Source organism: Koromonas soli, from assembly GCF_059726265.1.
In genome coordinates this window covers 1,083,787-1,107,646 of the sequence record NZ_AP040872.1, presented here as the reverse complement: position 1 = coordinate 1,107,646, position 23,860 = coordinate 1,083,787, and the positions used below count along the sequence as shown (strand labels likewise).

Genomic DNA, 23,860 nt, shown 5'->3' with positions numbered 1-23,860 from the left:
TTAACCTTGTTCTGCTCTGATTGGCTTACAAATAAAATCTATCGACCCTATAAACGAGACCGCAGGCTGCGGTAGATGGTCACGGTCGGCTTGCCCAAGGTGTGGATGATCATGAGCTTGGTGAGTCCGCGCGGGTTGACGCGCACGGCCTCGGCCACAGGATCGCCGTCGATGGCGATGATGTAGTCCGCGGTGGCGAAGGGCGCGCTACGGGCCGCGTCCCACACCATGAAGGTGGACTCGGAGATGATGCGGTCGAGGTGGATGCCCGCACGCTGGACGGCTCCGATGTAGTCGCTGGTGTACATGAGGAGGCTCGCATTGGGAGGGACGACCATGAGGGCTTGCGCAACCTGAATCTCAAGCTGCTGGCGGCTGCGGCTGTTGGCGTAGGCTTCGCGATAGCAGATGGGAATCATCCACTTGCGTCCCCAGTTTCGGTCCTGAGAACGGCGGGAGAAGCACCAGGCAGAGGAACTGAAGGACAGAAACGTCGCAGCGAGTAGGGCAAAGGTGGTCGCCACGGTAATCCTGGGGCGCCTAAGGCGCGAGGCAGCCCATGCCAGTGCGCCTACGAAAACGGCAATGGCGGGAAGAAGTTCGAGGCCGTAGCGCACGTTGTAATAGGAGAAAGGCCACCATTCGGGGACGAAGATGGGCACGCTGCCGTAAGCGACTGAATAGGCATAGAACGGCAACGGAATCCAGAGCAGGAAGAGCGGCGCAAAACGGCGTAGATGAAAGGCAGCGGCGAGCATTCCGGCGGTGGCGAGGAGAATGAGCCAATTCTTGCGGGCACCTTCTCCGACGTTCATGCGCGCAGCCTTCAGGAAATACTGGGCGGCGACGATCATGTGGTCTTTGCCGGGGTAGGGCGGGTCGCCTTTGGGAGTCGAGCGCTTCTCGATGGCTTTGGCCGAGTAGGGGCCGTTGAACCAGTCGAGCGGATGTCCGGTGGTCTTGTAATTGTGCGCAAGCCACAGCGTGGGACACAGCGCAAGCAGAAGCAGAAACGAACACATCGAGCGCACAAGACGTTTGACTTCGGGCTGAGATGGGCGGCGGCCATGCCAGCGCAGCGCGGCGCCGACTGCACAAAGGCCGAAGAGAAAGGCGATGATCCATCCGTCGTAGCGGGTGAAAATGGCGGCCGCGAGGCACATGGCGCATCGCTCGATGGCTCTCCAGGCGGGGAGCATGGGAGGCTCACCGGGAGAATCGGGCGAGAGGCCGCGGAGGAATTCATCGAAGTAAACCAGCGCCCAGATGATAGCGGCGAGGAAGATGGATTCGGTCATGGCCGTCGATTGCATGTAGAGCAGCGACGGATTGAAAGCGTATATAGCGGTCGCGACCGAGGCGGCTGCGACATTGGCACGGGCACGGATGAGGCGAAAAATTCCGACGACGCCGAGGACGTAGGCAAACATCGATGGGATGGAACCGCCGACTCCGGTAATCCAGAGCTGATCGTTGGCTACGAAGGGAGCGACGAGAAGGTGCGGCAAGGGGAGCCAGACGGTGCCGATCTGATCCCATCCGGCGTTGCGCGAGTCAATGATGCGGCGGGCAATGTTGAGGTGGGCGACAGCATCGCCGTAGAGCAGGATGTCTCCGCGGCGGTAGAACCAGGCGAAGGCCACGAAGGAGAGCAAAGCAGCCAAGGCGGAGACGAGGGCAAGATCTCCTCGTACTCGTTGCTGACGTGCTCTCATTGGTCGTTCCTCGTTCATTGGTCAAAAGAAGAATAAGTGCAACAGCTCTAGGACGGAACATTTCGGCTCCCCACATATGCCAAAAGAAGGCATATGTGGGCCACCGGGCATTTGGGATAACCCGTTCACTCTTAGTCGAGGTGAGTGAGGTTGCGGAAGAGTTTGAACCGCTCTTCGATTTCGGCGTGCGTGAGCGATAGCAGACGCTCGGGGCCGAAGCACTCCACCGTGAACGAGCCCATGACGCTGCCATAGAACATGGCGCGCTTGAGGACTCCGGGGGTGAGCTTGGGCTGCGATGCGATGTAGCCCATGAAGCCTCCGGCGAACGTGTCTCCGGCGCCGGTTGGGTCCTTGACCTCGGCGATCGGCAAGGCCGGGGCGCGGAAGGGATACGAGCCGTCGCCAAAGAAGATCGTCGCGCCGTATTCGCCGTGCTTAATGACCAACGAACGCGGTCCCATGGTGAGGATCTTCTTGGCGGCGAGGACGAGGCTCGTTTCGTTGGACAGCATTTTGGCTTCGCCATCGTTGATGAGGAGAATATCGACCTCCTTCAACGTTTCGAGAAGCTCGGAACGCTTGATGTTGATCCAGAGATTCATGGTGTCGCCGCCGACCAGGGCGACACGCGGCATTTTGCGGCGCACATCGAGTTGCAACTCGGGCTGAATATTGGCGAGGAAAAGGTAATCAGAGTCGTCGTATTCGGCGGGAATTTTCGGGTTGAAATTCTCGAAGACGTTGAGGTCGGTGAAGTTCGTCTTCGCTTCGTTGACGTTTTCGCCGTACTCGCCGCCCCAGTGGAAGGTCTTCCCTGTCGCGTGCTCGATGCCGCGGGTGTCGATGCCACGCTGGGTGAGGACTGACTCGTGCTCGGGGGTGAAGTCTTCGCCGACGACGCCGACGACGCGCACCTTGGTAAAGAAGCTCGCAGAAAGAGAAAAATATGTGGCGGCGCCGCCGAGAATCTTGGTGCGTTCGCCGAACGGGGTCTTCAGGGTATCAAAGGCAACGGAGCCTACAACGAGGATCGACAAGTTATGCACCCGCCTTTGCGCTGAGGTATTTACCTACGAGCAGATCGAGCTTGGCGCGGGTGGAGGCGGGGATGGCGTCAGGGGCCGTCATAATGGCTGTAGCAAGGGCCTGTCCGCATTTGCAGCCGCGATTGGCGGGAAGAATAGCAATGGCCTGACGGACGACTTCGGCGGCGTTCTCGGCATTCTTGTTGAGCACGGCAACAACCTGCTCGACGGTGACAGAGTCGTGTCCGGGATGCCAGCAGTCATAGTCGGTGACCATGGCGATGGTGACGTAGCAGATCTCTGCTTCGCGGGCGAGTTTGGCTTCCTGCAGGTTGGTCATGCCGATGAGGTCGAAACCCATGGCCCGATAGGCGTTGCTCTCAGCCTTGGTGGAGAACTGCGGGCCTTCCATGCAGACGTAGGTGCCACCACTCTTGGTGACAACTCCGGCGGCGGCTCCGGCCTTGGCAACGGTTGCGGCCAGCTCGTGGCAGATGGGATCGCCGAAAGCAATGTGTGCCACGAGGCCTTCGCCGAAGAAGGTGGATACGCGCTGCTTGGTGCGGTCATAGAACTGGTCGGGGATGACAAAGTCGGTGGGCTTGTGCTCTTCGCGAAGCGAGCCAACGGCGGAGACGGAGAGAATGCGCTCGACGCCAAGCTGCTTGAATCCGTGAATGTTGGCGCGGAAGTTCAACTCGGTGGGAAGGATCCGATGGCCGCGTCCGTGGCGGGCGAGAAAGGCAACCTTGCGTCCGGCTAGCGTGCCGAGGACATAGGGGTCCGACGGCGAGCCGAAGGGAGTTTCGAGTTTTACTTCGTGAATGTCGGTGAGGCCCTTCATGGAATAAAGGCCGCTGCCGCCGATAATGCCGATCTCTGCCTGTGCCAATTCAATCTCCTGCGCGTGCAAATAAGTGAGCGGAAAAGCTGATTATACCGAACTGAATGGGAGAGCGTGGACTATAAGGCAGGAGCAGCGGCGGTAGGCACGGAAGCTTCCGGCGCAACAGGAGTGGGCACGATGTCGAACGGCTTGCGGATGGCGGGCTTGAGCGCATCGTGAATCTTGGAGCACTCCTCGGCGGTGAAGGATTCGAGCGCGATGGCAGTGGCTCCGTCGATGTAAAGGCGCATGGTTCCCTCTTCGGTATTCCACTGGCGCGGAGTACCGGGGTGCACGGATTTGTATCGCTGCGAGAGCGCGGCCTGGTAGATGGCCGCGAAGTTATTGGCAGCGTCGGGGGTAGAGAAGTTGAGGACCAGCGCCAGAGGGATGGGTGCATCCTTGGGAGCTTTCTTGTTGCCTAGTGTCATGTAGTAGCCACCGCGCCAGCTAGACGATAGTTTCGAGGCGACTTCCTTCCCTGCCCATTGGCGAAGGATGACGCGGAGATCGACCTGGCCGATGCCGGAGAAGTCTTCGCGACGCCAGCCGGGGCCGAGCGCCTTTTCCAAGGGCACGACCTCGAACTGCACCTGTGGCTCGTGATTGAGATAGGTGGCGGGCTCCATGATCTGTCGAGTATCTAGTGGCGGTTCGGCAAGCACTCCGGCGAAGGCAGCGTCTTTGCCTCGCTTGATGAGGATGGAGCGGACGAAATCCATACCGAACGTGTAGGGAAAGAGCATGGCTTCGCGCAGATAGACGGGCGCCTTGTTGTACATCGGGGTGGAATCTTCGTCGGCAATGGAGGCGCGCATGGAATCGACGAGGTCGGGGGCGCTTTCCACTGTTTGGCCGACGGGCGTGAGCTGGTAGTCGAAGAGCACGATCATGGCTTGCCCCTCGACGATGGACTGGCGGGCGGTGCGCTGCTCATCGATGACCATCTGCTCGGTTTCGTTCTTGGAGTCCTTACGAACGTTCAACCACTTCTCAAGGTCGTAGTTCTGATCCTGCAGGGCGTGAACAAGTTCGTGAGCCATGACGGGCTTTTGAAGATCGGGGGCGACCCAGTCGAGAAGGTACACGGTTTTGCTGTGAGAGTCGTACCATCCCTCGACTTGTTCCTTGTAGAGGCCAAGCATGTATTCGCGAAGATTGAAATCGTGCGGGAGTAAGCCGAGTTTTTTTAGGGCGATGGAGGAACGGTCGAAGCGCTCGCCATCTCCCTGATCTTTCATGCGCTGCCCGACGTATTTGGCGACCTCATCGCGAGTGGCAAGCTTCTTTTTTACGGGGTGGCGAATGGGGAGGCCGGTGCGGTCGGAAGCGAACTTGAGCAGGTCGTCGATGGAGCGGAAAAGCTCTTTGGCTTCGGCTTCGGAGATGTGGTGCTCGGGTTCGGTGGCTGTCGCAGGCGCGGGTGGCTGTTCGGGAGCGGGCGCTGGAGGCTGCTGCGCAGAGGCGAGCATGGCGAGCGAGAGGAGAAGAGCAAGTAGCCGGAACAGTTTTCGAGTCGATGCCATGCACGTCCTTGGAGAGGCGCTGCGCTGAAAAGATACCACCAGTATGCACTCGCAGCACGCCTGATGCGGCGACTGCGGACGGAATCCGAATAGGGACAACGCTAGCGAACTTCGCTGGTAAATGCTCGATTCCAGACATGGCCCGGCAACTCGAATTGTTCCGGGTTCACTGATTCCGCAGGCACGAGTTCTGTCACGCGGAGGATCAGGCCGACCGAATTGTCGTGCAGGAGCTTGATCGCGCGTGCCACCTGCACTCCACGGAACTCTTCAAAGTTCGAGCGCAGGGTCTCGAGTCCGCGCAAGTTGCCAGCGAGTGGGGCGATTGCCACCAGATCTCAACTTCTCCGGTGCGCCCGGAGTCTTTGTTGCGTTCGGAACTGGGAGCCAATACAGCTTTGAGGTGAAAAGGTTTGATGCCGGGGCGGTTGAGCGCGCTTCGCTCGACGGCTTTCCGGACGAACTCGGCATCCTCTATGGAGTGAGCGAAAGGAGAAAACGCCAGAAGAAAGAGAATCGCAGCGGCTGCACGAATTGCCCCGATGTTCATGAGTGCAGTGTACATATCCGCACGGATCGCGTGAATCCGGCTGGATGCGCACGGAAAACATAAAGCGACGGCGTTGGATATAATCGGTGGTTCGACTGGCTTACGAAACCTATGTCTTCTACTTCCCTGATGGAAAAATTCGGAGTGCAGGCGGTGCTGGGCAACTATGCCGGGGCCGAGACAGTGTTGCGGTTCAGTTCGGCGGCTGAGGAACTGGAGGCGCTGCGGCATGGATGCGGCGTTTTTGACCTGAGCTGGCGAGGCAAGCTGGTGGTGCGCGGCGAGGATCGCGTGCGCTGGCTGAATGGGATGGTCACGAATAACACCCGGGATCTGCCCCAGGATTTTGGGAACTACAGCTTCCTGCTGAACGCACAGGGTAGGATTCAGGGCGACCTGATGGCTTTTCAGCGCGGAGACTTTTATGTGCTGGAGAGCGAGGCGGCGCAGATTCCCGCGATCCGCGAGTTCCTGGACCACTACATCATCATGGATGACGTGGAGCTGGGAGACATCAGCGGCGGGCTGACCTCGATTGGCGTGGCGGGGCCGAAGGCGCTCGAGGTGCTCGCGACGTTGGGCATCGAGGCGGGAGCGGCGAAGCCAGGGAAGATTGTGGATGGAAGCTGGCAGGGGATGAGCTACTCGGTTGTGCGCGATCCGGTGGCGGTGCGCGACTGGTACGAGCTCTGGCTGGCGGCGGATAATCTTGAGGCATTCTGGAACGCGCTGGTGAAGGCAGGAGCGGTGCCGGTGGGAGCAGAGGCACTGGACTGGCAAAGGATCCTGCTGGGGCTCCCTAGGATCGGGGTCGATATTGGACAGCGGGAGCTGGCCCAGGAGACCGGACAGAACTACGCGCTGCATCATGCGAAGGGCTGCTACATTGGGCAGGAGATCGTAGAGCGGATTCATTCTCGCGGCAACGTGCATCGGAAGTTCTCGGGCTTGATCGTGGACGGCAAGGCTTCGGAACGCGGAACCAAGGTGATGGCCGGCGAGAAGGAACTGGGCGAGATTACGAGTAGCGCGGAGATTGTGGTAGATGGCGTGGCACGCACGGTGGCATTGGGATTTATGAGACAGGAAGCTGCTGCGCAGGATTCCGAGTTGAAGGCAGGCGAAGCGGTTGTGAGATTCACGGCGTTGCCGATTCAGTTCTAGCGAGTTCAATTTCTGTTGGGTGAGAAAAGAGAGATGGAAAAAGAGAAGAAGCCGGATTTTGTAGTTACAGACCGCAGAAAATTCAACTTCGATGGCGAGCCTCGCCCTGAAGCGCAGGCTGAGGCGAGTGAGGCTCCAACTGCCACGGTAGCAAGCACGCCCGCGCCGGAGAAACCCGCGCCGGAGGCTCCAAAGGCGGAAGCAGCCAAGCCTGAGCCGAAACAGCCAGAGCAGAAGATGGACGCGAAACAGGCGACTGCGCCGGGGCCGCTGGGCGAGACGGGTTACAACGCCGAAAAAGAGCGCAGCGCGTTCGGCGGGCAGAAGATGGAGTTCATTCATCTGCTGGACATGCTGGTGCAGACGGCGATGATGTACGCCGGAGCCATGGACACGGGCACAGAACGTCGCGTGGATATTGTGGGATTGCGGCAGATGATTGACCTGATCAGCGTGCTGGAAGAAAAGACCAAGGGCAATTTGACGGAGCAGGAGCAGGCGATTCTGCAGAATACGGTGTTCCAGCTTCGCATGACGTACATGGAAATCGTGAATATGATTCAGCGCGAGGCGATGACGAAAGCGCCGGGCGCACCGGGGGCTCCGCGGAAGTGAAGAAAGGCACGGTGACAGTGCTGGGCAGCGCCACTTCGATGGGCGTGCCCACGATTGGTTGCGACTGCGCGGTGTGCCGGTCGGACGATCCCCGGGATCGCAGGACAAGGCCCTCGGTGATGATTGAGTGGGAGGGCCACCGCATTATGATCGACAGCGGCCCGGATTTCCGCGAGCAGGCGGTGCGCGAAGGAATCGACCGGCTGGATGCGGTGCTATACACGCATGGGCACGCTGACCACATTCTGGGGCTCGACGACTTGAGGCCGCTGACGTATCCGCGCGTGACCGGCGGGGGTAGGCTTCCGCTGTATGCGACCCCGGAGACTTCGCGCATCCTGCAGTCGGTGTTCAAGTACGTCTTCGACGACAACTACAAGTATGGCGGGCTCGCAAAGGTGGAGCTGAGGGAAATCAGCCAGCCCTTCGAGTTGCTGGGAGTGAACGTGATTCCCGTGCCGGTGATGCACGGCGATGAGAACGAGATTATCGGGTACAGGATCGGACGGTTTGCGTATCTGACGGATTTCAGCACGGTGCCGGAGAACTCCATTCGCATGCTGCAAGGCGTGGATGTGGTGTTTCTGGACGCGCTACGGCATGAGCCGCATCCGACACACTCGACGGTGGCAAACTCGCTGAAAGTGGCTGAGCAGATCGGGGCAGCGCAGACATTCTTCACACACATCAGCCACAGCCTGCCGCATCAGGCGACAAACGATACTCTGCCGCCAGAAGTACGGCTGGCATACGACGGCTTGCGCATTGAGATCGACTTGGAGAGCGAGCTGTGACCATCTACGAGTCACTCGAAGAGATTCCGCAGAATTTTGGGCCGTCGGTGGTGACGGTCGGGAACTTCGATGGCATTCACTCCGGACATCGCCAATTGATTGACTCGATTTGCAGGCGTGCCAAGGAGCTGAAAGCGCGCGCGGTATTGGTGACGTTTGACCCTCACCCCTCGCGAATTCTACGTCCGCACGCGGGGCCTCCGCTGATTACGCCGATGAAGCGAAAGATGGAGCTGCTGGAGGAGTCGGGGGTAGATACGGTGGTGGTGGTTCCCTTCACCCGTGACCTCTCGGTGATGCCAGCGTTTGAGTTTGCCGAAGAAATACTGTCGAACAAACTCGATGCTGTCGAGGTGCATGAGGGCTTCAACTTCCGCTTTGGACACAAGGCGGAAGCAGATGTGGAACGACTGAAGGAGTACGGCGAAAAGCTGGGCTTCGCGGTGGTGATGCACGAGCCGATGATGTGGGGCGAGTTCGTGGTTTCGAGCAGCAACGTGCGCGCGCTGTTGCTTGGCGGCGAAGTGAAGGCGGCACGACATCTGCTGGGGCGCGTGTTCAGCATCGATTCGACACCGGGACGAGGGCGTGGGTACGGGACGAAGTACGCCGTTCCTACGGTGAACCTGTCACACTACGATGAGCTGACTCCGGCGATTGGGGTTTATGTCACGGAGATGCTGATCAATGGCGAATATTTCCAGTCGGTTACGAATGTGGGAAATCGTCCGACGTTTGGGGCGGATTCATTTGCGATCGAAAGCTACATTCTGAACTTCCATCCCATCGATCTCTCGAACGAGACGCCGATCCGGTTGAGCTTCTTGTACAGGCTGAGAGCGGAAAGAAAATTTCCGAATCCGGAGGCGCTCAAGGAGCAGATTGGAAAGGATGTGAAGCGGGCGCAGAAGTACTTTCGACTGCGAGAGGCGTTGAGGAAGACGAAGGTGTAAGCGTCACTCCACGGGATCGAAGGGCGGCACTTGGCCGCCCTTTTCTGTTTGGAGCTGAACGAGGATGGTGGAGGCGAGGACGAAAAGGATTCCGGCGATTTGAATATGGCCGACGAGTTCTCCCAGGGCGAGAGCGGCAATGAGGATGGAGAAGACAGGCTCAAGGCAGCTGGTAACGATGGCGCGAGTGGCATCGAGATGATGCAACCCGGCGAAGTACAGCGAGAACGGAATGAGGATGGATGTGATGGAGAACAGGGCCATGAACGTCCACTGCGGGCGCGTGTAGTGGGCGGCAAGGATGCGCGAGGGAGGATTGATGAAGATCCAGCCGGCGGCGGCTCCGGCAAGCGCCCAGGCAAGGACAGTCCAGCGATCATGCTGCTCGACGAGGTGACGTCCGAAGACGTTATAGAAGGCGAATGAGACGGCGGCGATGAGCGCGGCGATGACGCCGATGAGGTCAAAGCGCATTTGCCCCGGACGAATTGCAAGCCATGGAAATTGCGATGAGTGGCTGACCACTCCGATGGCGAGAATGGAACCGATGACAGCAACAAGAACTCCGCCGATGCGCGGCAAGGTAGGCGGCTGAAGCTTGCGAAAGAGCATCCAGCAGAGGACAAACACCGGAGCGAGATACTGAAGGATGATGGCCGTGGCCACGCTTGTGCGCTGGATGGAGAGATAGTAGAAGTAGTTCGATCCGGCGATGCCGAGAATGCCGACGATGGCGCAGTCCCGAATTTCTGATTTCTGCATGCGCAACGCTGCGGTGCCGCGAGCGATCAGGAGCAATGGAAACAGCACGCAAGCAGCGAAGGTGGTGCGGCTCTGGGCAAGCATGAGCGGAGGCACGGTGGGAACAACAGCACCGAAGAGATGAAGGCGCCCGGTGAAAACGGCGCGTCCGAGAGTGGCGGAGATGGCCCAGAAAAGCGTGGCTCCGCCGATGTAGAGGTAGCCCGCAAGAGACGATTTGACGCCGGATGATGCGCGGCGGAGACTCTGGGTCATCTAATCAACATACTCGATCTCTGACGTGATGGTGGCGGTCTTCTGCAGCATCTGCGAGACGGAGCAGTATTTTTCCTTGGACAAGTTGACTGCGTCCTCCATCGCTTTGCGATTGACGCTGGAGCTGACGCGGTAGAGCAGTTTGATCTCGGTAAACACACTGGGAGGATCGACGGCACGCTCGGCGGTGGCACGCACCTCAAGCAACGTGAATGTCTCACGCTTCTTATGGAGAATGGTGCGCACGTCGCTGGCAGTGCAGCCGCAGAGTCCGATGAGGACAAGTTCCATGGGGCTGCTTCCCTGCTTGAGTTGGCTGGCATCGACGACGACGGCGTGCCCGCTGGTGGCAACGCCGAGGTAGCGATCTTCCGTCTGGTTTGCGGCAATCCAGGTTACGCGGGCATGCATAGACTTACTCCTATCAACTTAGCGCCGGTTGTCGGTCTGCGGCTCGGGATGGATGAGCACGCGGAAAAGTTGCGGCGCTTCGAGCTTGAACTTGATCTCCAAGGCGGTTTGAATATCGTGCACTTGTGACAAGGGAAGATCGTCTTTCATGGTCACGTGACAAGAGAGAAAGATGTGTTCGCGCACGCGCTTGAAGATGATCTCGTGGATATCGACAACATCAGGAAATGTGGCTGCGATGGCCTTGAGCTTGTTCTCCAGCGCGCGGTCCTGCACGATTTCGTCGCTGGTCTCGATAGTCGCGGGCTCGCTCTCGATGTGCGTAAGGATCGAGGTAATCTCGGGCACGTGCGCGCGGATGTCTGACTCGAGGGCGGTGACGCGGTCGTGCGCGGCAATGAGCGACATGTTTTCGTCGAGTTCGACGTGCAGCTCGACGTGAATGTCGCCATCGAGATCCTGCACGCTAATGTCGTGCACCATTAGATTGTTGCGGAGAGCGGCGGCACGGATACGATCGAAGGTGCTCTCGGTGATTACTTCACGCGGCACGGCGTTGACCAGCACGTCAGAATCGCCAAGCAAGGTGTGGATGCGCTGTCGCACCTGCGAGACTACGGCATCCGAGGCCTGGAAGGTCACATTGCGAGCGAGTCCGACGGCGACATCGGCAAAATAGCGGCTGCCTGCCTTGCGGATGCGCACGCGCTCGACTCCGAGCACACCGGGAACATTGCGAACCTGGCCGATGATTTCATTGCGCACACCCGAGGGCGCGGCATCGAGCAGGGCGTCGAGGGTTTCGCGAGCAAGACGCCAACTGACCCAGACGACAATTGCGGCAACGCCTAGAGCGGAGATGGGATCGGCTTTCTGCAACCACGGCAGGTGATAGTGACGTCCGGCCCATACAAAGGCGAGACCGGCGATGACAACGGAACTCGACCAGATATCGGTGGCGAAATGCAGGGCGTCGGCCTGAAGTGCCTGGCTGGAGTATTTGTCGGCAACACGTTTGAGAGCGCGTGAGCGTCCGTAGTCGAGCACGATGGACAGGCCCATGACGACGACGGCCCAGATGGTGGGTTCGATTTCGACGCTGCGGAAAAAGAGGCGGTGGACGGCCTCCCAGACGATCCACACGCAAGTGCCGAGAAGCAAACCTGTCTCGATGAAGGCAGAGAAGTTCTCGACCTTGCCGTGGCCGTATTGATGATCGGCGTCGGCAGGCTTGTCACTGACGCGCACGGAGAACAGAGTAACGATTGCGGCGACGAGATCGAGCGAGGAATGCAGCGCTTCAGAGATGATGCCGAGGCTTCCGGTGAAAAAGCCTACAACGAACTTGAAGCCGGTGATGACGATGGCTACCAAGACACTGTTGCGCGCCACGCGCTGCTTTTCAGTGCGCATCAGCTCCGGATTGATCGCTGCAGAAACCATCTCCATGAGCTTATCGTGAGGGCACAGCGCTGCCAAGGGCAGGCGTGGTTGCGGCTGCTAAGTTGCGCAGCCTTGGATGAGTGAGAGCCAGTTTGGGAAGAGCGGCTTCCCTGCCAGGGTGCGTGACTATTTTCGCCCCCAATACACGCCAGCGACTCCGAAAGTGTAGGGCGTGTAGTTGACTTCGCGGAATCCAGCGGCCTTCATGCGAGCCAGCATCTCTGGAGGCTGCGGGAACCGCGCTACGCTGGCGGGCAGGTAGGCGTAGGGGCCGCGCGTTCCGGAGAGGATGGAGCCGATGGCAGGGAGAACTCGGCGGAAGTAAAAGCGATAGAGCCTTCCGAGGAGCCCCTTGGGCTCTCCGAAATCGAGAATCGCGATCTCACCATTGGCGGCGAGCACACGGTAAATTTCGCGCAGCCCGGAGTCATAGTTGGCGAGATTGCGGAAGCCAAAGGCCGAGGTCACGAGATTGAATCGGCCATCAGCAAAAGGCATTTGAAGTGCATCGGCTTCTACCCATTGGATGGAGCGCCCAGCACTCTTCTGGATAGCGCGGCAGAGCATGGGGTGAGCAAAGTCCGCTCCTACGAGCGAAGCTCCGGAGGGACCAGCCTGACGATAGAGCGCGAAGGTCATGTCGCCAGTGCCGCAGCAGAGATCGAGAACTGCAGCGTCCTGAAGTCGCAGGATGTGACGGAAACGGCGGGCGGTACGCCACCACCAGTAACGATCGACACTGAAAGAGAGAACGTGATTGAGCAGGTCGTAGCGCGGAGCTATGGCCGAGAACATCTGGCGCACGGCATGAGCTGCAGAGCTCTGGTCCTGTGCGGGAGTGACGCGCGCGCCGGGTGTGCTGGGCGCTTGTTCGGTGGTCGGCGCCGATTTCAACTTATCCATTGGTTGATTCCGTTCTGACATGTGCGCGGTTACGCCCGGGAGAGATCACGAAGCTCGGAGACTACCTGCAGGATGGCTTTTTCAGGAACATCGGTGACGATATCCACCTGCCCGACATGCACGGGGAGTATGAAGTGAACCTGGCCGTCGAGCGTTTTCTTGTCGCTGGCGAGGCGGCGGAAGATGGACTTAGGCTTTACCTCGACAGGTGGCAGAGCGGCGTATGCGAGCACGAGGCTGATGATGCGTTGCGCTTCCAGCGGCGAAGTTTTCTGCATGCCGACGGCAATCATGGCCGAGGCTACCATGCCCCAGGCGACGGCTTCGCCGTGCAGGAAAGTCTTGTAGGCAGTTTCGGCTTCGAGCGCGTGGCCTATGGTGTGTCCGTAGTTGAGGATCTTGCGGAGGCCGTGCTCTTCTTCGTCCTGTCCGACAACGTCGGCCTTGACGCGAACGGACTCGGAGATGAGCCACTCAAGGGCATTGGGCTGCTTGGAAAGAATCTGCGCCCGGTTCTGTTCCATGAACTCGAAAATGCGCACGTTGCGAATGACTCCAGCTTTCAGAGATTCATAGAGGCCGGAGCGGTATTCGCGATCAGGCAGAGTGCTGAGTACCTGAGGATCGATGAGCACGAGTTCGGGCTGTTTGAAGGTTCCGACGAGGTTCTTGCCAGCCGTGAGATTGACGCCGGTCTTGCCACCGACCGAGGAATCTACCTGCGAGAGGAATGTAGTCGGAATTTGAATGAAGCGGATGCCGCGCATGTAGATGCTGGCGAGGAATCCGACGACGTCGCCGACGACACCACCGCCGAGCGCGATGAGGACGGTGTTGCGATCCGCCTTGAGGCGTACTAAGCCAGTGGAGAGGCTTTCGATGGTTGCGAGATTCTTGCGGCGCTCACCATCCTGCATTTCGAGCACATCGACCTTGGCTCCATCAGAGGCGAACGACTCCAACAACGGCTTGCCCCAGTATTTGCGGATAGGGGCAGAGGTGATCACGACGAAGTGGCGAGCCGTGGGGACAACTTCGCGAATGTAGGCCGCCGCAGAGCGGAGCAAGCCCTGCTCGATGACAACGTCGTAGCACTTGCTTCGAGTTTGAATTTCTATGCGGATCAAGTCTCTATCTTACCGCAGCAACTGTTTGGTGGAGAACTCTGGATTGCGAGCGCAGGGAGTTTCGGCTGCGCTGATTGCGGGTGATACCATCAGGGGTTGCCATGAACTCATATGACTTTATTGTTGTGGGCGCCGGGGTTGCCGGGCTACGAGCCGCAATCGAACTCGACCAGCACGGGACGGTGCTCTGCCTGTCGAAGCAAGAGCTGACGGAATCAAACACGCAATACGCGCAGGGCGGAGTCGCCGTTGCACTTGGGCCGGATGACTCGCCGGAAATCCATCTGCAGGATACGTTGCGAGCCGGTGCAGGCCTGGTGAACGAGCAGGCAGCTCGGATCCTGGTGACGGAAGGGCCAGAGCGCGTGCGGGAACTGCTGGAGTGGGGTGCACGATTTGATCGCGACGCCAATGGCAAGCTGGCATTCACACGCGAAGGAGCACACTCACGCAATCGCGTGCTGCATGCGGACGGCGACTCCACAGGAAGAGAGATTGGACGGACGCTCTACGAAAAGGCGAAAACGCTGAAGAACGTGCATCTGCGCGATTTCGGATTCACGCGAGACCTGCTGGTGCGGGATGGGCGCGTCGTGGGCGTTGAGATCGTTCACGAGGATGGAACTACAGAGCAGATCACGACTCGGGCAGTGCTGCTGGCTACGGGTGGCGCGGGAATGGTGTTTGCCAATACGACGAACCCCACGGTAGCGACGGCGGACGGCCCAGCGATGGCGATGCGAGCAGGAGCAGAGCTGAGCGATATGGAGTTTGTGCAGTTCCATCCGACAGCACTGTACATAGAGGGTGCTCCGAGGTTCCTGCTGTCGGAGGCTCTGCGCGGGGAGGGCGCGTACCTGCGCAATGCGGCTCGGGACCGGTTCATGCCGGGATATCACGAACTGGCGGAGCTGGCGCCAAGGGATGTGGTCGCGAGGGCAATCCATAACGAGCTGCATGCGACTGGCACGAATGCGGCGGTGTATCTCGATGTAACGCATCTGGACGGAGAGCGGCTGAAGTTGCGGTTCCCGCGCATTTACCAGACGTGCCTGAAGTATGGCCTGGATATCACAAAGGACCTGATACCGATTCGCCCCGCGGCCCACTATGCAATGGGCGGAGTGCGCACGGATGTGAACGGGCGAGCATCACTGCCGGGACTCTATGCGGCAGGTGAGGCGGCGTGCACAGGAGTCCATGGAGGAAATCGGCTGGCGAGCAATTCCCTGCTGGAGGGGCTCGTGTATGGGGCGCGAGCAGCGAGGGCAATGCTCGCGGAGAATGCGGCGAAGATTTCGGATGCGAGGTCGGCGTCGAAGTGCAAATGCCACGGCGATGGTGATGAGGCGGCTCTACAGCGAGAGGTGCAGCAGCTGATGGAGAGCCATGTGGGAATCGTGCGCGACGCAGAGCGGCTCTCGACGGCGGTGGAACGTTTGCAGGAGATTCTGCACGAGATGCCGGCAGCAACCACCCGACAGAGGGCGGAGGCGCGCAACATTGCGCAGAGCGGATTGGCAATCGCGCGCTCGGCGCTGGCGCGAAGAGAGAGCCGGGGTGGGCATTATCGGAGTGACTGTCCGGGAAGGGATGATGCGGAGTTTTGCAAACACTCAGTGCTGTTGCATGGGGCGGTGCAATTCGATTGAGGGCTGTGGAGAACCTCGCTTGGCCAATCTGCAAGTCTGCTGATATTATTTCGAAGTAAGGGAATGCAAGACACCCTTTCTGTGGGGCTATAGCTCAGCTGGGAGAGCGCATCGTTCGCAACGATGAGGTCGTCGGTTCGATCCCGACTAGCTCCACCAAAATAGGTCTCCTACCGCACTTATTAAGCCCACTCCTTACGGAGTGGGCTCATTTTCTTTACGGACAATGCAATCTACTCTTCGGTGCCCTTGAGTTTGGTGATGACCGCAAGATCCTCAAGGGTGGTGATATCACCCTTCACTTCGCCGCTGGTAGCCAGTTCACGCAAGAGGCGGCGCATGATCTTGCCGGAACGGGTTTTGGGCAGCTGTTCGGTGAAGCGGATGTCGTCAGGCTTGGCCATTGCGCCAATTTCCTTCGCCACCCAGGCACGAAGCTCTTCCTTCAGCGCGGCGCTGGGATTGACTCCACCTTCGAGGGTGACAAAGGCAGCTACGGCCTGGCCTTTGATGTCGTCGGGGCGGCCGACGACGGCGGCTTCGGCGACCTTGTCGTGGGCAACGAGGGCGGACTCGATTTCCATGGTGGAAAGGCGGTGTCCGCTGACGTTAAGCACGTCATCGACGCGTCCCATGACCCAGATGTAGCCGTCCTTATCGATGCGCGCGCCGTCTCCGGTGAAATAGACACCTGGAATGTCGGACCAGTACTGCTTCACATAGCGGTCGGGGTCGCCAAAGATGGTGCGGGCCATGGCGGGCCAGGGTTGCTTGATGACGAGGTATCCGCCGGAACCGAGTGGAACCTTCTCGCCACTGCGATCCACGACCTCGGCGATGATGCCGGGGAAGGGGCGCGTTGCAGACCCAGGCTTGGTGGCGATGGCACCGGGCAAAGGCGAAATCATGATGGCGCCGGTTTCGGTCTGCCACCAGGTATCGACAATCGGACACCGATCCTTGCCGATGACGTCGCGATACCACATCCAAGCTTCGGGGTTGATCGGTTCACCGACGGAACCGAGCAGGCGAAGGCTGCTGAGATCGTGGCGCTTGGGGTATTCGTCGCCCCACTTGATGAAGGTGCGGATGGCAGTAGGCGCGGTGTAGAAGACGCTCACCTTGTACTTCTCGATCAGCGCCCAGAAGCGGTCGAGATCGGGATGATTTGGCGCACCTTCGTACATCATCGTGGTCGCGCCGTTTTGCAGCGGGCCATAAACGATGTAGCTGTGTCCGGTGACCCAGCCGATATCGGCTGTGCACCAGTAAATGTCATCGTCCTTCAGGTCGAAGATCCACTTGGTAGTGATGTAGGTGCCTACGGCATATCCGGCGGTGGTGTGCACGATGCCCTTGGGCTTTCCGGTGGAGCCGGATGTGTAAAGGATGTAGAGCGGGTCCTCGCTGTCGAGCGGCTCGGCGGGGCAACTATCTGATGCTTTGGCGACGATATCGTGCCACCAATGATCGCGCCCTTCCTGCATATTGACCTTGGCTCCGGTGCGCTTATAGACGATAACGCTCTTCACCGTAGGACAGCTTGCGAGGGCTTCGTCCACCGTGTCTTTCAGCGGGAACTGGGAGCCGCGGCGCCAGGAGGCATCCTGCGTGATGAGCATGCAGGATTTCTGGTCATTGACGCGATCGACGATGGCGTTGGAGGAGAAGCCTCCGAAGATAACCGAGTGCACGGCACCGATACGCGCGCAGGCGAGCATGGCAACAGGAAGTTCAGGGACCATACCCATGTAGATGGCGACCCGATCACCTCTCTTGACGCCGAGATTCTTCAGGGCGCTGGCGAAGCGCTCGACTTCGGCCAGCAACTCCGCATAGGTCAGAGTGCGCGTGTCGCCGGGTTCGCCTTCCCATAGAATCGCCGTTTTGTCGCGACGCCCAGAGGCGACGTGGCGGTCGAGGCAGTTGTAGGAGAGATTGAACTTGCCTCCGACGAACCACTTGGCCCAAGGCGCATCCCACTCGAGAACCTTGCTCCAAGGCTCGAACCAGTGAAGGTCTTTCGCAATCTTGCCCCAGAAACCTTCGGGGTCTTCTGCGGCTTCGGCGTACAAGCGCTTGTACTCGTCGAGGCTCTTGATCTGAGCCTTGGCGCTGAATTCCTCGGGAGGAGGAAAGACGCGGTTTTCCTGCAGGATGGAGTCGATGTTGACGCTATCTGCTGAAATAGGGTTCGCCATGCGGGGCTGCTTCCTCCGTGATATAGGGCGGGGCTTGCGCCCCGCTGAAAGTTTTCCAAAGAATGCTGATGCACGTGAGCGAATTACTGCTCGAGCGTTGAGATGTCTCCAATCTCCTGACCTGTCTCCTTGGCCTTGAGATAACGACGCATGATTTTGCCGGAACGAGTCTTGGGCAATTGCGTCACGAACTCGAGAGCGGAAGGCGTGGCAATCGGTCCTAGCTCGCGTCGAACATGTTCGATCAAAGCGGCGGAAAGCGTGTCGCTGGCCTCCTGCCCGGAACGCAACAGCACAAAGACCTTGATGCATTCACCACGCATGGGGTCGGGCAAACCAATGGCCGCGGCCTCACCTACGGCAGGATGCGAAACGAGAGCTGATTCCACCTCGGCGGTGCCGATGCGATGGCCGGCAACGTTGAGCACGTCGTCGGCACGTCCGAGCACGGCGATGTAGCCCTGCTCGTCCTTCATCGCTACGTCGCCTGTGACGTAGCAGCCCTCGATCTGCTTCCAGTCGCGCTCATAGCGCGGGTTATCGCCCCAGGCAGTGCGCATCATGTGGGGGAAGGGGCCCTTGAGAACAAGACGGCCACGCTCGTTGTCGGGAACCGACTTACCTTCGCCGTCAACTACATCAGCGACCACTCCGGCGAGCGGGATGCCGGCCTTGCCTGTGCGGTAAGGCATGGTGACCGGAGTGCCTAGCGTGGGGCCGCCAAGCTCTGTCTGCCACCAGTTGTCGACGACGTAGCCCCACTTGCCGTCTCCGGCGAGATAGGTCTGAGCCCAATGCCAGGCTTCGGGATTGAGCGGCTCTCCGGCACAGGCGATGACGCGAAGCGAGCTGAGATCGTGAGCCGAGGGGAGTTGCTCGCCGTAGCGCATGAACATGCGAATGGCCGTGGGAGCAGTGAACATCTTGGTCACGCCGTAGCGCTCGACAATCTCCCACGCCACGCCTGGATTTGGCCAGTCAATCGCTCCTTCGCGGAAGACCGTGGTAGCCCCGGCACAAAGCGGACCATAAACAATGTAGCTGTGGCCGACGACCCAGCCAATGTCGGAAGTACACCAGAAAAGATCGCGCGGACTGACATCAAAGAACGTGCGCAGATGGTAGGTGATGCCGACCATGTAGCCGCCATGCACGTGAACAACGCCTTTGGGTCGCCCCGTGGTGCCGCTGGTGTAAAGAATGAACAGCGGGTCTTCGGCGTCCATCTCCTCAGCGGGACTCTCGGCAGAGAACTTGAGCAGGTCGTAGTAGTTCACTTCGCGAGGGCTAGCGGCCTCGTACTTCTCACTGCCGCGTGGAACAACGATGACATGCTGCACAGTATCGAGGCCGTCAATGGCTTCATCCACGATGGGCTTGAGAGGGACAGTCTTGCCGCGGCGAACACCGGATTCGCCAGCGATGACGATCTTGGCCTGCGCGTCTGTAATGCGGTCGCGCAGCGCAGTATGACCCAGTCCGGCATAGACGACGGAGTGAATGGCTCCTACTCTGGCACAGGCGAGCATGGAAACTACGCCTTCAATCGTGAGCGGCATGTAGATGACTACGCGATCGCCCTTCCCTACTCCGAGCGAGCGGAGGCCGTTGGAAAAGCGGCAAACCATGCGGTAGAGCTGGCCGTAGGTGACGACGCGTTCAGATCCGTCTTCACCCAGCCAGATGTAGGCAACGCGGTTGAAACGGTCGCTCTTGGCGTGGCGGTCGAGCGCGTTGAGGGTGATGTTGGTTTTGCCACCGACAAACCACTTATGGTGGATGCCATCCCACTCGCGAACCTTGTCCCACTTCTTAAGCCAGGTGTAGCTCTCGGCTTCCTGCGCCCAAAAGGCTTCGGGGTCGTCGATGGAGCGCTTGTACTCGGAGAGATAATCCTTGACGATGGCTTCGCGCTTCACGACTTCAGGCGCGTCGTAGGAAAATGCCGGAGAAACTAAGTCCGTGTTGACGGGACTGCCCATGAGAACACTCCTTTGCAATCACAACGCAGGTTGAAACGGAGAATGCCGGACGTCACCCCACCCCGGGGAACCGGAACCGCGATCGGGGCCTAACCGCTGCGCCGATCAGCGCGCCGGGAATGATATCAAATCCCCATGGGCAGAGAGGAATCGTACAACAGCCTTCTGCCAAACTGGCTGCGCCCGCTGGTGATTGAAGATGAAACTCCCCGAATGCAGAGCATCTGAAGTATTCGGCCCCTGATACCCCACCGCAAGCAGAGGGCGAATGTGTAAACGAGAGCTTGTCTAAACGAGCTGCTCTCACCTTGGCGCGAAACTATATTCCAGGGCTTGCAGGTAGTGCAAGGGAAAAACCTTAGGCAGGGGCATTGCGGAAGCCTGAATTTCCGCTTGGTATGTTTTAGCACTGAGCTTCCCTAAATATTTAGCTAGATTCCTCTGGCATCCAGAGCTAGAGTCTGTAATCATTGTCACAAGCAGAAAGTGACGTGAGTCACTTCCGGCGAAAGGTTGCTTCCGCGGGAGTGTCTATAAACGCGTCATTGTAGGGAGGGTGAATTGGGATCACCATACGGCCTGGAACTCGTTGAGAACTGCGTAATCTGCAAGTTGCGAAGCGACAGCTTCTTCTGCGGTCTCCCTAAGGCGTCCCTTGAAGCCTTTGAGAAAATCAAGTTTACCGCCGCCTATCCTGCAGGGGCGGTTCTATTTGTCGAAGGACAAGCGCCGCGCGGTATATACATGCTGTGCAAGGGGCGCGTGAAACTCTCAACCACCTCGAGCGACGGAAAGACACTCATCCTAAAGATCGTGCAACCGGGAGAAGTCCTGGGTCTGCATGCCACGGTATCAAATACTCCCTACGAGATCACGGCGGAAACCGGGCAGCCTTGCCAGTTGAACTTCATTAAGCGCGAAGATTTTTTGCGCTTCCTGCAGCAGCATGGAGACGCCTGCCTGAAGGCAGCACAGCACCTGAGCCGTGACTGTCAGTCAGCTTACCAGCAGATTCGTTCCCTCGGACTGTCACACTCCGCGCCAGAGAGACTGGCTCGCCTGTTGCTCGAGTGGTCGCATGGCGAAGGAGCTGATGAAGCCGGCATGCGCATCAAGGTCGCTCTGACCCATGAAGAGATCGCGCAGATCATCGGCACATCGCGCGAGACCGTGACTCGAACTCTCGCCGATTTTCGAAAGAAACAGATCGCAGTTCTAAAAGGCTCGACGTTGATGATCCGAAATAAACCGGCCTTGGAACGGCTGGTCGGAGCGTAAACTTCAGGGATGTCGAAAGAAAAACTCGCCAATCGGCGAGTTTTTCCCTTTTTGGAACTCACTCGAGCAGTTGAATTTCTTAGCACCGTCTTGCACCCCACCTGCTGATTTCTTCAACACTGTGACGATCCTAAGCGTCGAACTGTTGCGCGATACAACATCTGCCGCTGCAAGGAGCGATGTAGAACACGCGGCGGTGTGATGGGGGTCACCGAGATGCGCAAGCAAGAGGTACATTGTTGCGGCATCGAGTTGCCATAGAGTTTTCGACTGGCGAAACGATGCACGAATTGCGGCCGATGTTCCATTGGACCGCGGTGCATGTCCGTAGCCTCAGGCTTCGGCAGGCAGTTTGATTTCGAACGGAATGATGATTCTGTTCACTGAATGTCAGGCAATTGGAAGAGCGTAACGTCGGAGATTCCGGCGGTACGTAGGTGTGATGTGGAATTCAGGCGCTTTGAAGCCGGAGCCACTGCACGCTCGACCACAGCGGCGCGAACCGCTGGCCTGCGTGAGGTGATCAACGAAAAATCGTGATCACCGACGACTCTGCCTGTAGTTCAATCCCGCCTAGATCCCACGCCAAGTGTCACGAATCCGACTGACATGCATATGCCAGCCGTTAGCGGTGCGGAGATCTTATGAGCAAGGCTATTCTCTACGATGCTACTCAATGCATCGGCTGCAAGCAGTGCGAGAGCGCATGTGCCCAGCAGAACGAACTCCCCTACGACGACAAGGTCGCAGCGGAATCCGTTCAATCGGACCACAAATTCACGGTAGTTCTCGCAAACAATGACAAATACATGCGTCGGCTGTGCATGCATTGCGAGGAGCCGGCGTGCGCTTCTGCGTGTCCCGTGGGTGCCCTTCACAAAACGAAGGACGGCCCGGTCGTCTATGACGTTTACAAATGCATTGGCTGCCGCTATTGCATGGTGGCCTGCGCGTTTGGCCAGCCCAAGTATGAATGGGGCAAGCTGAACCCGCGCGTGCGCAAGTGCATTATGTGTCCGGAGAGGGTGGCGCAAGGACGTTCGACAGCTTGTGCCGAAGCTTGCCCCACGGGCGCGACGAAGTTTGGCGATCGCGACGCACTGATTGCCGAGGCGAAGGATCGGCTCCGCCAAAACCCCGACAACTACGTTCCTCATATTTACGGCCTGAATGAAGTGGGCGGAACCTCAGTCCTGATCCTCTCCTCTGTCGCTGTGGAATCGTACGGTCTCCCAACTCCAGAAAAGCTAGGCGACACGCCGATGCCGGATTACACATTCCGCATTCTTTCGAAAATCCCTGACTTTGTGCCGCTATGGGCGCTGGTATTAGGTGGTGTGTATTGGATCACGCATCGCCGCGAAGCAGTCGCGCTGGCTGAAGGTGACAACCAGCACGGAGGTACGAAATGAAGATTAAATGGACCTTCTGGAAGGTTGTTTTCTGCGTGATTATGGTGCTTGGCCTGTACTCGATGGGTGTCCGCTATTTCCAGGGCATCGGCGCAGTCTCGCACTTGAACGACACGTTCCCATGGGGCATTTGGATTGGGTTTGACTGCCTCTGCGGCGTAATGCTGGCGGCAGGCGCTTTTGTCGTCACGGGCACGGTATATGTGCTAAATGTCGAACGCCTGCACTGCATTGCTCGTCCGGCGGTGCTGACCGCGTTCCTCGGCTATGTGCTGTTCATCGTCGGCCTGCTGGTCGATCTTGGCCGCCCGTGGTTCATCTGGCACCAATTGCTGTACATGAACGTGCACTCGGTGATGTTTGAAGTCGGCTGCTGCGTGATGTTCTACACGACGGTGCTGGCGTTCGAATTTTCAGCCGCAGTGCTGGAACGCTTCAACCTGACAAAGCCGCTGAAGATCGTTAAGAGCATCATGGTTCCGCTCGTAATTCTGGGCATCCTGCTCTCGACACTTCACCAGTCCTCGCTGGGCTCGCTGTTCCTGATCATGCCAGAAAAACTGCATCCGTTCTGGTATTCTCCGGCGCTCCCGTTCTTCTTCTTCATTTCGGCCGTGTGTGTGGGACTGGCGATGACGATCTTTGAATCCTCGCTGAGTTCGCGTGCATTTGGCCGCTCACTGGAACTCCCGGTTCTGCAGGAACTGGGTGCAATTCTGTACATCGCGCTTTGGGTTTATGCACTGCTGCGCTTTGAGGATTACCTGCACCGCGATCAACTACGCGCTATCTTCCAGCCCAGCTATGAAGCTTACTTCCTGTGGGCCGAGTTGCTGATGGCACTGGTAATTCCATTGATCCTCCTTTCGTTCCGGAAGGTGAGACTGAGCGGCACGGGCCTGTATGTAGCGTCGGTTATTTCCCTGCTGGGATTTGTAACCAACCGCATGAACGTGGGAATCACGGGACTTGAACGGTCGGCAGGAGTTCACTACTTCCCGAAGTGGACCGAAGCAATGATCACGGTCATGATCTGCGCTCTCGGATTCTTCATCTTCGCGATGGCAGTGAAGTATCTGCCTATCTTCGAGGACCAGCATCACACAGTCCCCTTGAAGAAAGACAAGAAGGAACTGGCAGGATCGACTGAAGCGGAGCCTGAGCCCGCATTGGCCGACTAACGATAAAGCGGGAGCGCCAGTA

Annotated in this window: 20 protein-coding genes and 1 tRNA gene; 9 read left to right on the top strand and 12 right to left on the bottom strand. The window is 58.7% G+C overall.

Annotated elements, in window-relative coordinates; genetic code table 11:
* Positions 1-47 precede the first annotated feature (47 nt).
* The 5 genes from AC6IY8_RS04825 to AC6IY8_RS04805 all read right to left on the bottom strand — a co-directional run bounded on the left by AC6IY8_RS04825 (position 48) and on the right by AC6IY8_RS04805 (position 5,487).
* The gene (locus AC6IY8_RS04825; RefSeq protein ID WP_497777572.1) at positions 48-1,715 is read right to left on the bottom strand and encodes a glycosyltransferase family protein; all 1,668 of its coding nucleotides are present in this window, start codon (positions 1,713-1,715) and stop codon (positions 48-50) included.
* 131 nt (positions 1,716-1,846) lie between these two features.
* On the bottom strand, positions 1,847-2,755 hold the full coding sequence (locus tag AC6IY8_RS04820) for a PfkB family carbohydrate kinase (protein ID WP_497777571.1): 909 nt from the start codon (positions 2,753-2,755) through the stop codon (positions 1,847-1,849).
* Position 2,756: 1 nt separating this feature from the next.
* Positions 2,757-3,635, bottom strand: coding sequence for an S-methyl-5'-thioadenosine phosphorylase (mtnP, locus tag AC6IY8_RS04815; protein WP_497777570.1), 879 nt, complete (start codon positions 3,633-3,635; stop codon positions 2,757-2,759).
* Between the two features lie 71 nt (positions 3,636-3,706).
* Positions 3,707-5,155, bottom strand: coding sequence for a hypothetical protein (locus AC6IY8_RS04810; RefSeq protein WP_497777569.1), 1,449 nt, complete (start codon positions 5,153-5,155; stop codon positions 3,707-3,709).
* A 101-nt stretch (positions 5,156-5,256) separates the two neighbouring features.
* Positions 5,257-5,487, bottom strand: coding sequence for a hypothetical protein (locus AC6IY8_RS04805; protein WP_497777568.1), 231 nt, complete (start codon positions 5,485-5,487; stop codon positions 5,257-5,259).
* Between the two features lie 329 nt (positions 5,488-5,816).
* On the opposite strand from AC6IY8_RS04805, the gene ygfZ reads away from it, so the two are divergent.
* From ygfZ to AC6IY8_RS04785, 4 genes are read left to right on the top strand one after another with little or no spacing between them, the layout of a single operon-like run.
* Complete coding sequence (gene ygfZ / locus AC6IY8_RS04800; RefSeq protein WP_497777567.1) at positions 5,817-6,869, top strand: CAF17-like 4Fe-4S cluster assembly/insertion protein YgfZ; 1,053 nt, start codon at positions 5,817-5,819, stop codon at positions 6,867-6,869.
* Between the two features lie 33 nt (positions 6,870-6,902).
* Positions 6,903-7,484: a DUF1844 domain-containing protein gene (locus AC6IY8_RS04795; protein WP_497777566.1), complete on the top strand. Its 582-nt coding sequence runs from the start codon at positions 6,903-6,905 to the stop codon at positions 7,482-7,484.
* On the top strand, positions 7,481-8,278 hold the full coding sequence (locus tag AC6IY8_RS04790; RefSeq protein WP_497777565.1) for an MBL fold metallo-hydrolase: 798 nt from the start codon (positions 7,481-7,483) through the stop codon (positions 8,276-8,278). Before AC6IY8_RS04795 ends, AC6IY8_RS04790 begins: the two co-directional genes overlap by 4 nt.
* Positions 8,275-9,231, top strand: a complete 957-nt coding sequence (locus tag AC6IY8_RS04785; protein ID WP_497777564.1) for a bifunctional riboflavin kinase/FAD synthetase — start codon at positions 8,275-8,277, stop codon at positions 9,229-9,231. The genes AC6IY8_RS04790 and AC6IY8_RS04785 overlap by 4 nt, the downstream gene beginning before the upstream one ends.
* 3 nt (positions 9,232-9,234) lie before the next feature.
* Here the strand turns inward: AC6IY8_RS04785 and AC6IY8_RS04780 are convergent, their stop codons facing one another.
* The 5 genes from AC6IY8_RS04780 to aroB all read right to left on the bottom strand — a co-directional run bounded on the left by AC6IY8_RS04780 (position 9,235) and on the right by aroB (position 14,132).
* Complete coding sequence (locus tag AC6IY8_RS04780; protein WP_497777563.1) at positions 9,235-10,248, bottom strand: DMT family transporter; 1,014 nt, start codon at positions 10,246-10,248, stop codon at positions 9,235-9,237.
* Complete coding sequence (locus AC6IY8_RS04775; protein WP_497777562.1) at positions 10,249-10,659, bottom strand: OsmC family protein; 411 nt, start codon at positions 10,657-10,659, stop codon at positions 10,249-10,251. It lies immediately after the preceding gene.
* Between the two features lie 18 nt (positions 10,660-10,677).
* On the bottom strand, positions 10,678-12,108 hold the full coding sequence (locus AC6IY8_RS04770) for a cation-efflux pump (RefSeq protein WP_497777561.1): 1,431 nt from the start codon (positions 12,106-12,108) through the stop codon (positions 10,678-10,680).
* A gap of 120 nt (positions 12,109-12,228) precedes the next feature.
* Positions 12,229-13,005, bottom strand: coding sequence for a ubiquinone/menaquinone biosynthesis methyltransferase (locus AC6IY8_RS04765; RefSeq protein WP_497777560.1), 777 nt, complete (start codon positions 13,003-13,005; stop codon positions 12,229-12,231).
* Positions 13,006-13,034: 29 nt separating this feature from the next.
* A complete protein-coding gene (gene aroB / locus AC6IY8_RS04760; RefSeq protein ID WP_497777559.1) occupies positions 13,035-14,132 on the bottom strand; it encodes a 3-dehydroquinate synthase in 1,098 nt (365 codons plus the stop codon).
* A 101-nt stretch (positions 14,133-14,233) separates the two neighbouring features.
* Here aroB and nadB point away from each other — a divergent pair, with 101 nt between their 5' ends.
* Together nadB and AC6IY8_RS04750 are read left to right on the top strand one after the other, a co-directional pair.
* The gene (gene nadB / locus AC6IY8_RS04755; protein ID WP_497777558.1) at positions 14,234-15,784 is read left to right on the top strand and encodes an L-aspartate oxidase; all 1,551 of its coding nucleotides are present in this window, start codon (positions 14,234-14,236) and stop codon (positions 15,782-15,784) included.
* Between the two features lie 83 nt (positions 15,785-15,867).
* A tRNA-Ala gene (locus AC6IY8_RS04750) sits at positions 15,868-15,943 on the top strand.
* A gap of 74 nt (positions 15,944-16,017) precedes the next feature.
* On the opposite strand, the gene acs (AC6IY8_RS04745) is transcribed toward AC6IY8_RS04750, so the two are convergent.
* Complete coding sequence (gene acs / locus AC6IY8_RS04745) at positions 16,018-17,985, bottom strand: acetate--CoA ligase (protein ID WP_497777557.1); 1,968 nt, start codon at positions 17,983-17,985, stop codon at positions 16,018-16,020.
* 83 nt (positions 17,986-18,068) lie between these two features.
* Positions 18,069-19,967, bottom strand: a complete 1,899-nt coding sequence (gene acs / locus AC6IY8_RS04740) for an acetate--CoA ligase (protein WP_497777556.1) — start codon at positions 19,965-19,967, stop codon at positions 18,069-18,071.
* A 561-nt stretch (positions 19,968-20,528) separates the two neighbouring features.
* Between acs (AC6IY8_RS04740) and AC6IY8_RS04735 the strand changes: the two genes are divergently transcribed.
* From AC6IY8_RS04735 to nrfD, 3 genes are all read left to right on the top strand, one after another.
* A complete protein-coding gene (locus AC6IY8_RS04735; protein WP_497777555.1) occupies positions 20,529-21,245 on the top strand; it encodes a Crp/Fnr family transcriptional regulator in 717 nt (238 codons plus the stop codon).
* Positions 21,246-21,889: 644 nt separating this feature from the next.
* Positions 21,890-22,657 carry a 4Fe-4S dicluster domain-containing protein gene (locus tag AC6IY8_RS04730; RefSeq protein WP_497777554.1) on the top strand — a complete coding sequence of 256 codons (768 nt, stop codon included), beginning with the start codon at positions 21,890-21,892 and terminating at the stop codon, positions 22,655-22,657.
* Complete coding sequence (gene nrfD, locus AC6IY8_RS04725) at positions 22,654-23,838, top strand: NrfD/PsrC family molybdoenzyme membrane anchor subunit (RefSeq protein ID WP_497777553.1); 1,185 nt, start codon at positions 22,654-22,656, stop codon at positions 23,836-23,838. Before AC6IY8_RS04730 ends, nrfD begins: the two co-directional genes overlap by 4 nt.
* The last annotated feature ends 22 nt before the right edge of the window (positions 23,839-23,860 follow it).

Excerpts from the sequence above, each read along its gene's own strand:
- AC6IY8_RS04825 (WP_497777572.1), bottom strand. The coding sequence starts at position 1,715 with ATGAGAGCACGTCAGCAACGAGTACGAGGAGATCTTGCCCTCGTCTCC.
- AC6IY8_RS04810 (WP_497777569.1), bottom strand. The coding sequence starts at position 5,155 with ATGGCATCGACTCGAAAACTGTTCCGGCTACTTGCTCTTCTCCTCTCG.
- ygfZ (WP_497777567.1), top strand. The coding sequence starts at position 5,817 with ATGTCTTCTACTTCCCTGATGGAAAAATTCGGAGTGCAGGCGGTGCTG.
- AC6IY8_RS04795 (WP_497777566.1), top strand. The coding sequence starts at position 6,903 with ATGGAAAAAGAGAAGAAGCCGGATTTTGTAGTTACAGACCGCAGAAAA.
- AC6IY8_RS04780 (WP_497777563.1), bottom strand. The coding sequence starts at position 10,248 with ATGACCCAGAGTCTCCGCCGCGCATCATCCGGCGTCAAATCGTCTCTT.
- AC6IY8_RS04775 (WP_497777562.1), bottom strand. The coding sequence starts at position 10,659 with ATGCATGCCCGCGTAACCTGGATTGCCGCAAACCAGACGGAAGATCGC.
- AC6IY8_RS04770 (WP_497777561.1), bottom strand. The coding sequence starts at position 12,108 with ATGGAGATGGTTTCTGCAGCGATCAATCCGGAGCTGATGCGCACTGAA.
- AC6IY8_RS04765 (WP_497777560.1), bottom strand. The coding sequence starts at position 13,005 with ATGGATAAGTTGAAATCGGCGCCGACCACCGAACAAGCGCCCAGCACA.
- nadB (WP_497777558.1), top strand. The coding sequence starts at position 14,234 with ATGAACTCATATGACTTTATTGTTGTGGGCGCCGGGGTTGCCGGGCTA.
- acs (WP_497777557.1), bottom strand. The coding sequence starts at position 17,985 with ATGGCGAACCCTATTTCAGCAGATAGCGTCAACATCGACTCCATCCTG.
- acs (WP_497777556.1), bottom strand. The coding sequence starts at position 19,967 with ATGGGCAGTCCCGTCAACACGGACTTAGTTTCTCCGGCATTTTCCTAC.
- AC6IY8_RS04730 (WP_497777554.1), top strand. The coding sequence starts at position 21,890 with ATGAGCAAGGCTATTCTCTACGATGCTACTCAATGCATCGGCTGCAAG.
- nrfD (WP_497777553.1), top strand. The coding sequence starts at position 22,654 with ATGAAGATTAAATGGACCTTCTGGAAGGTTGTTTTCTGCGTGATTATG.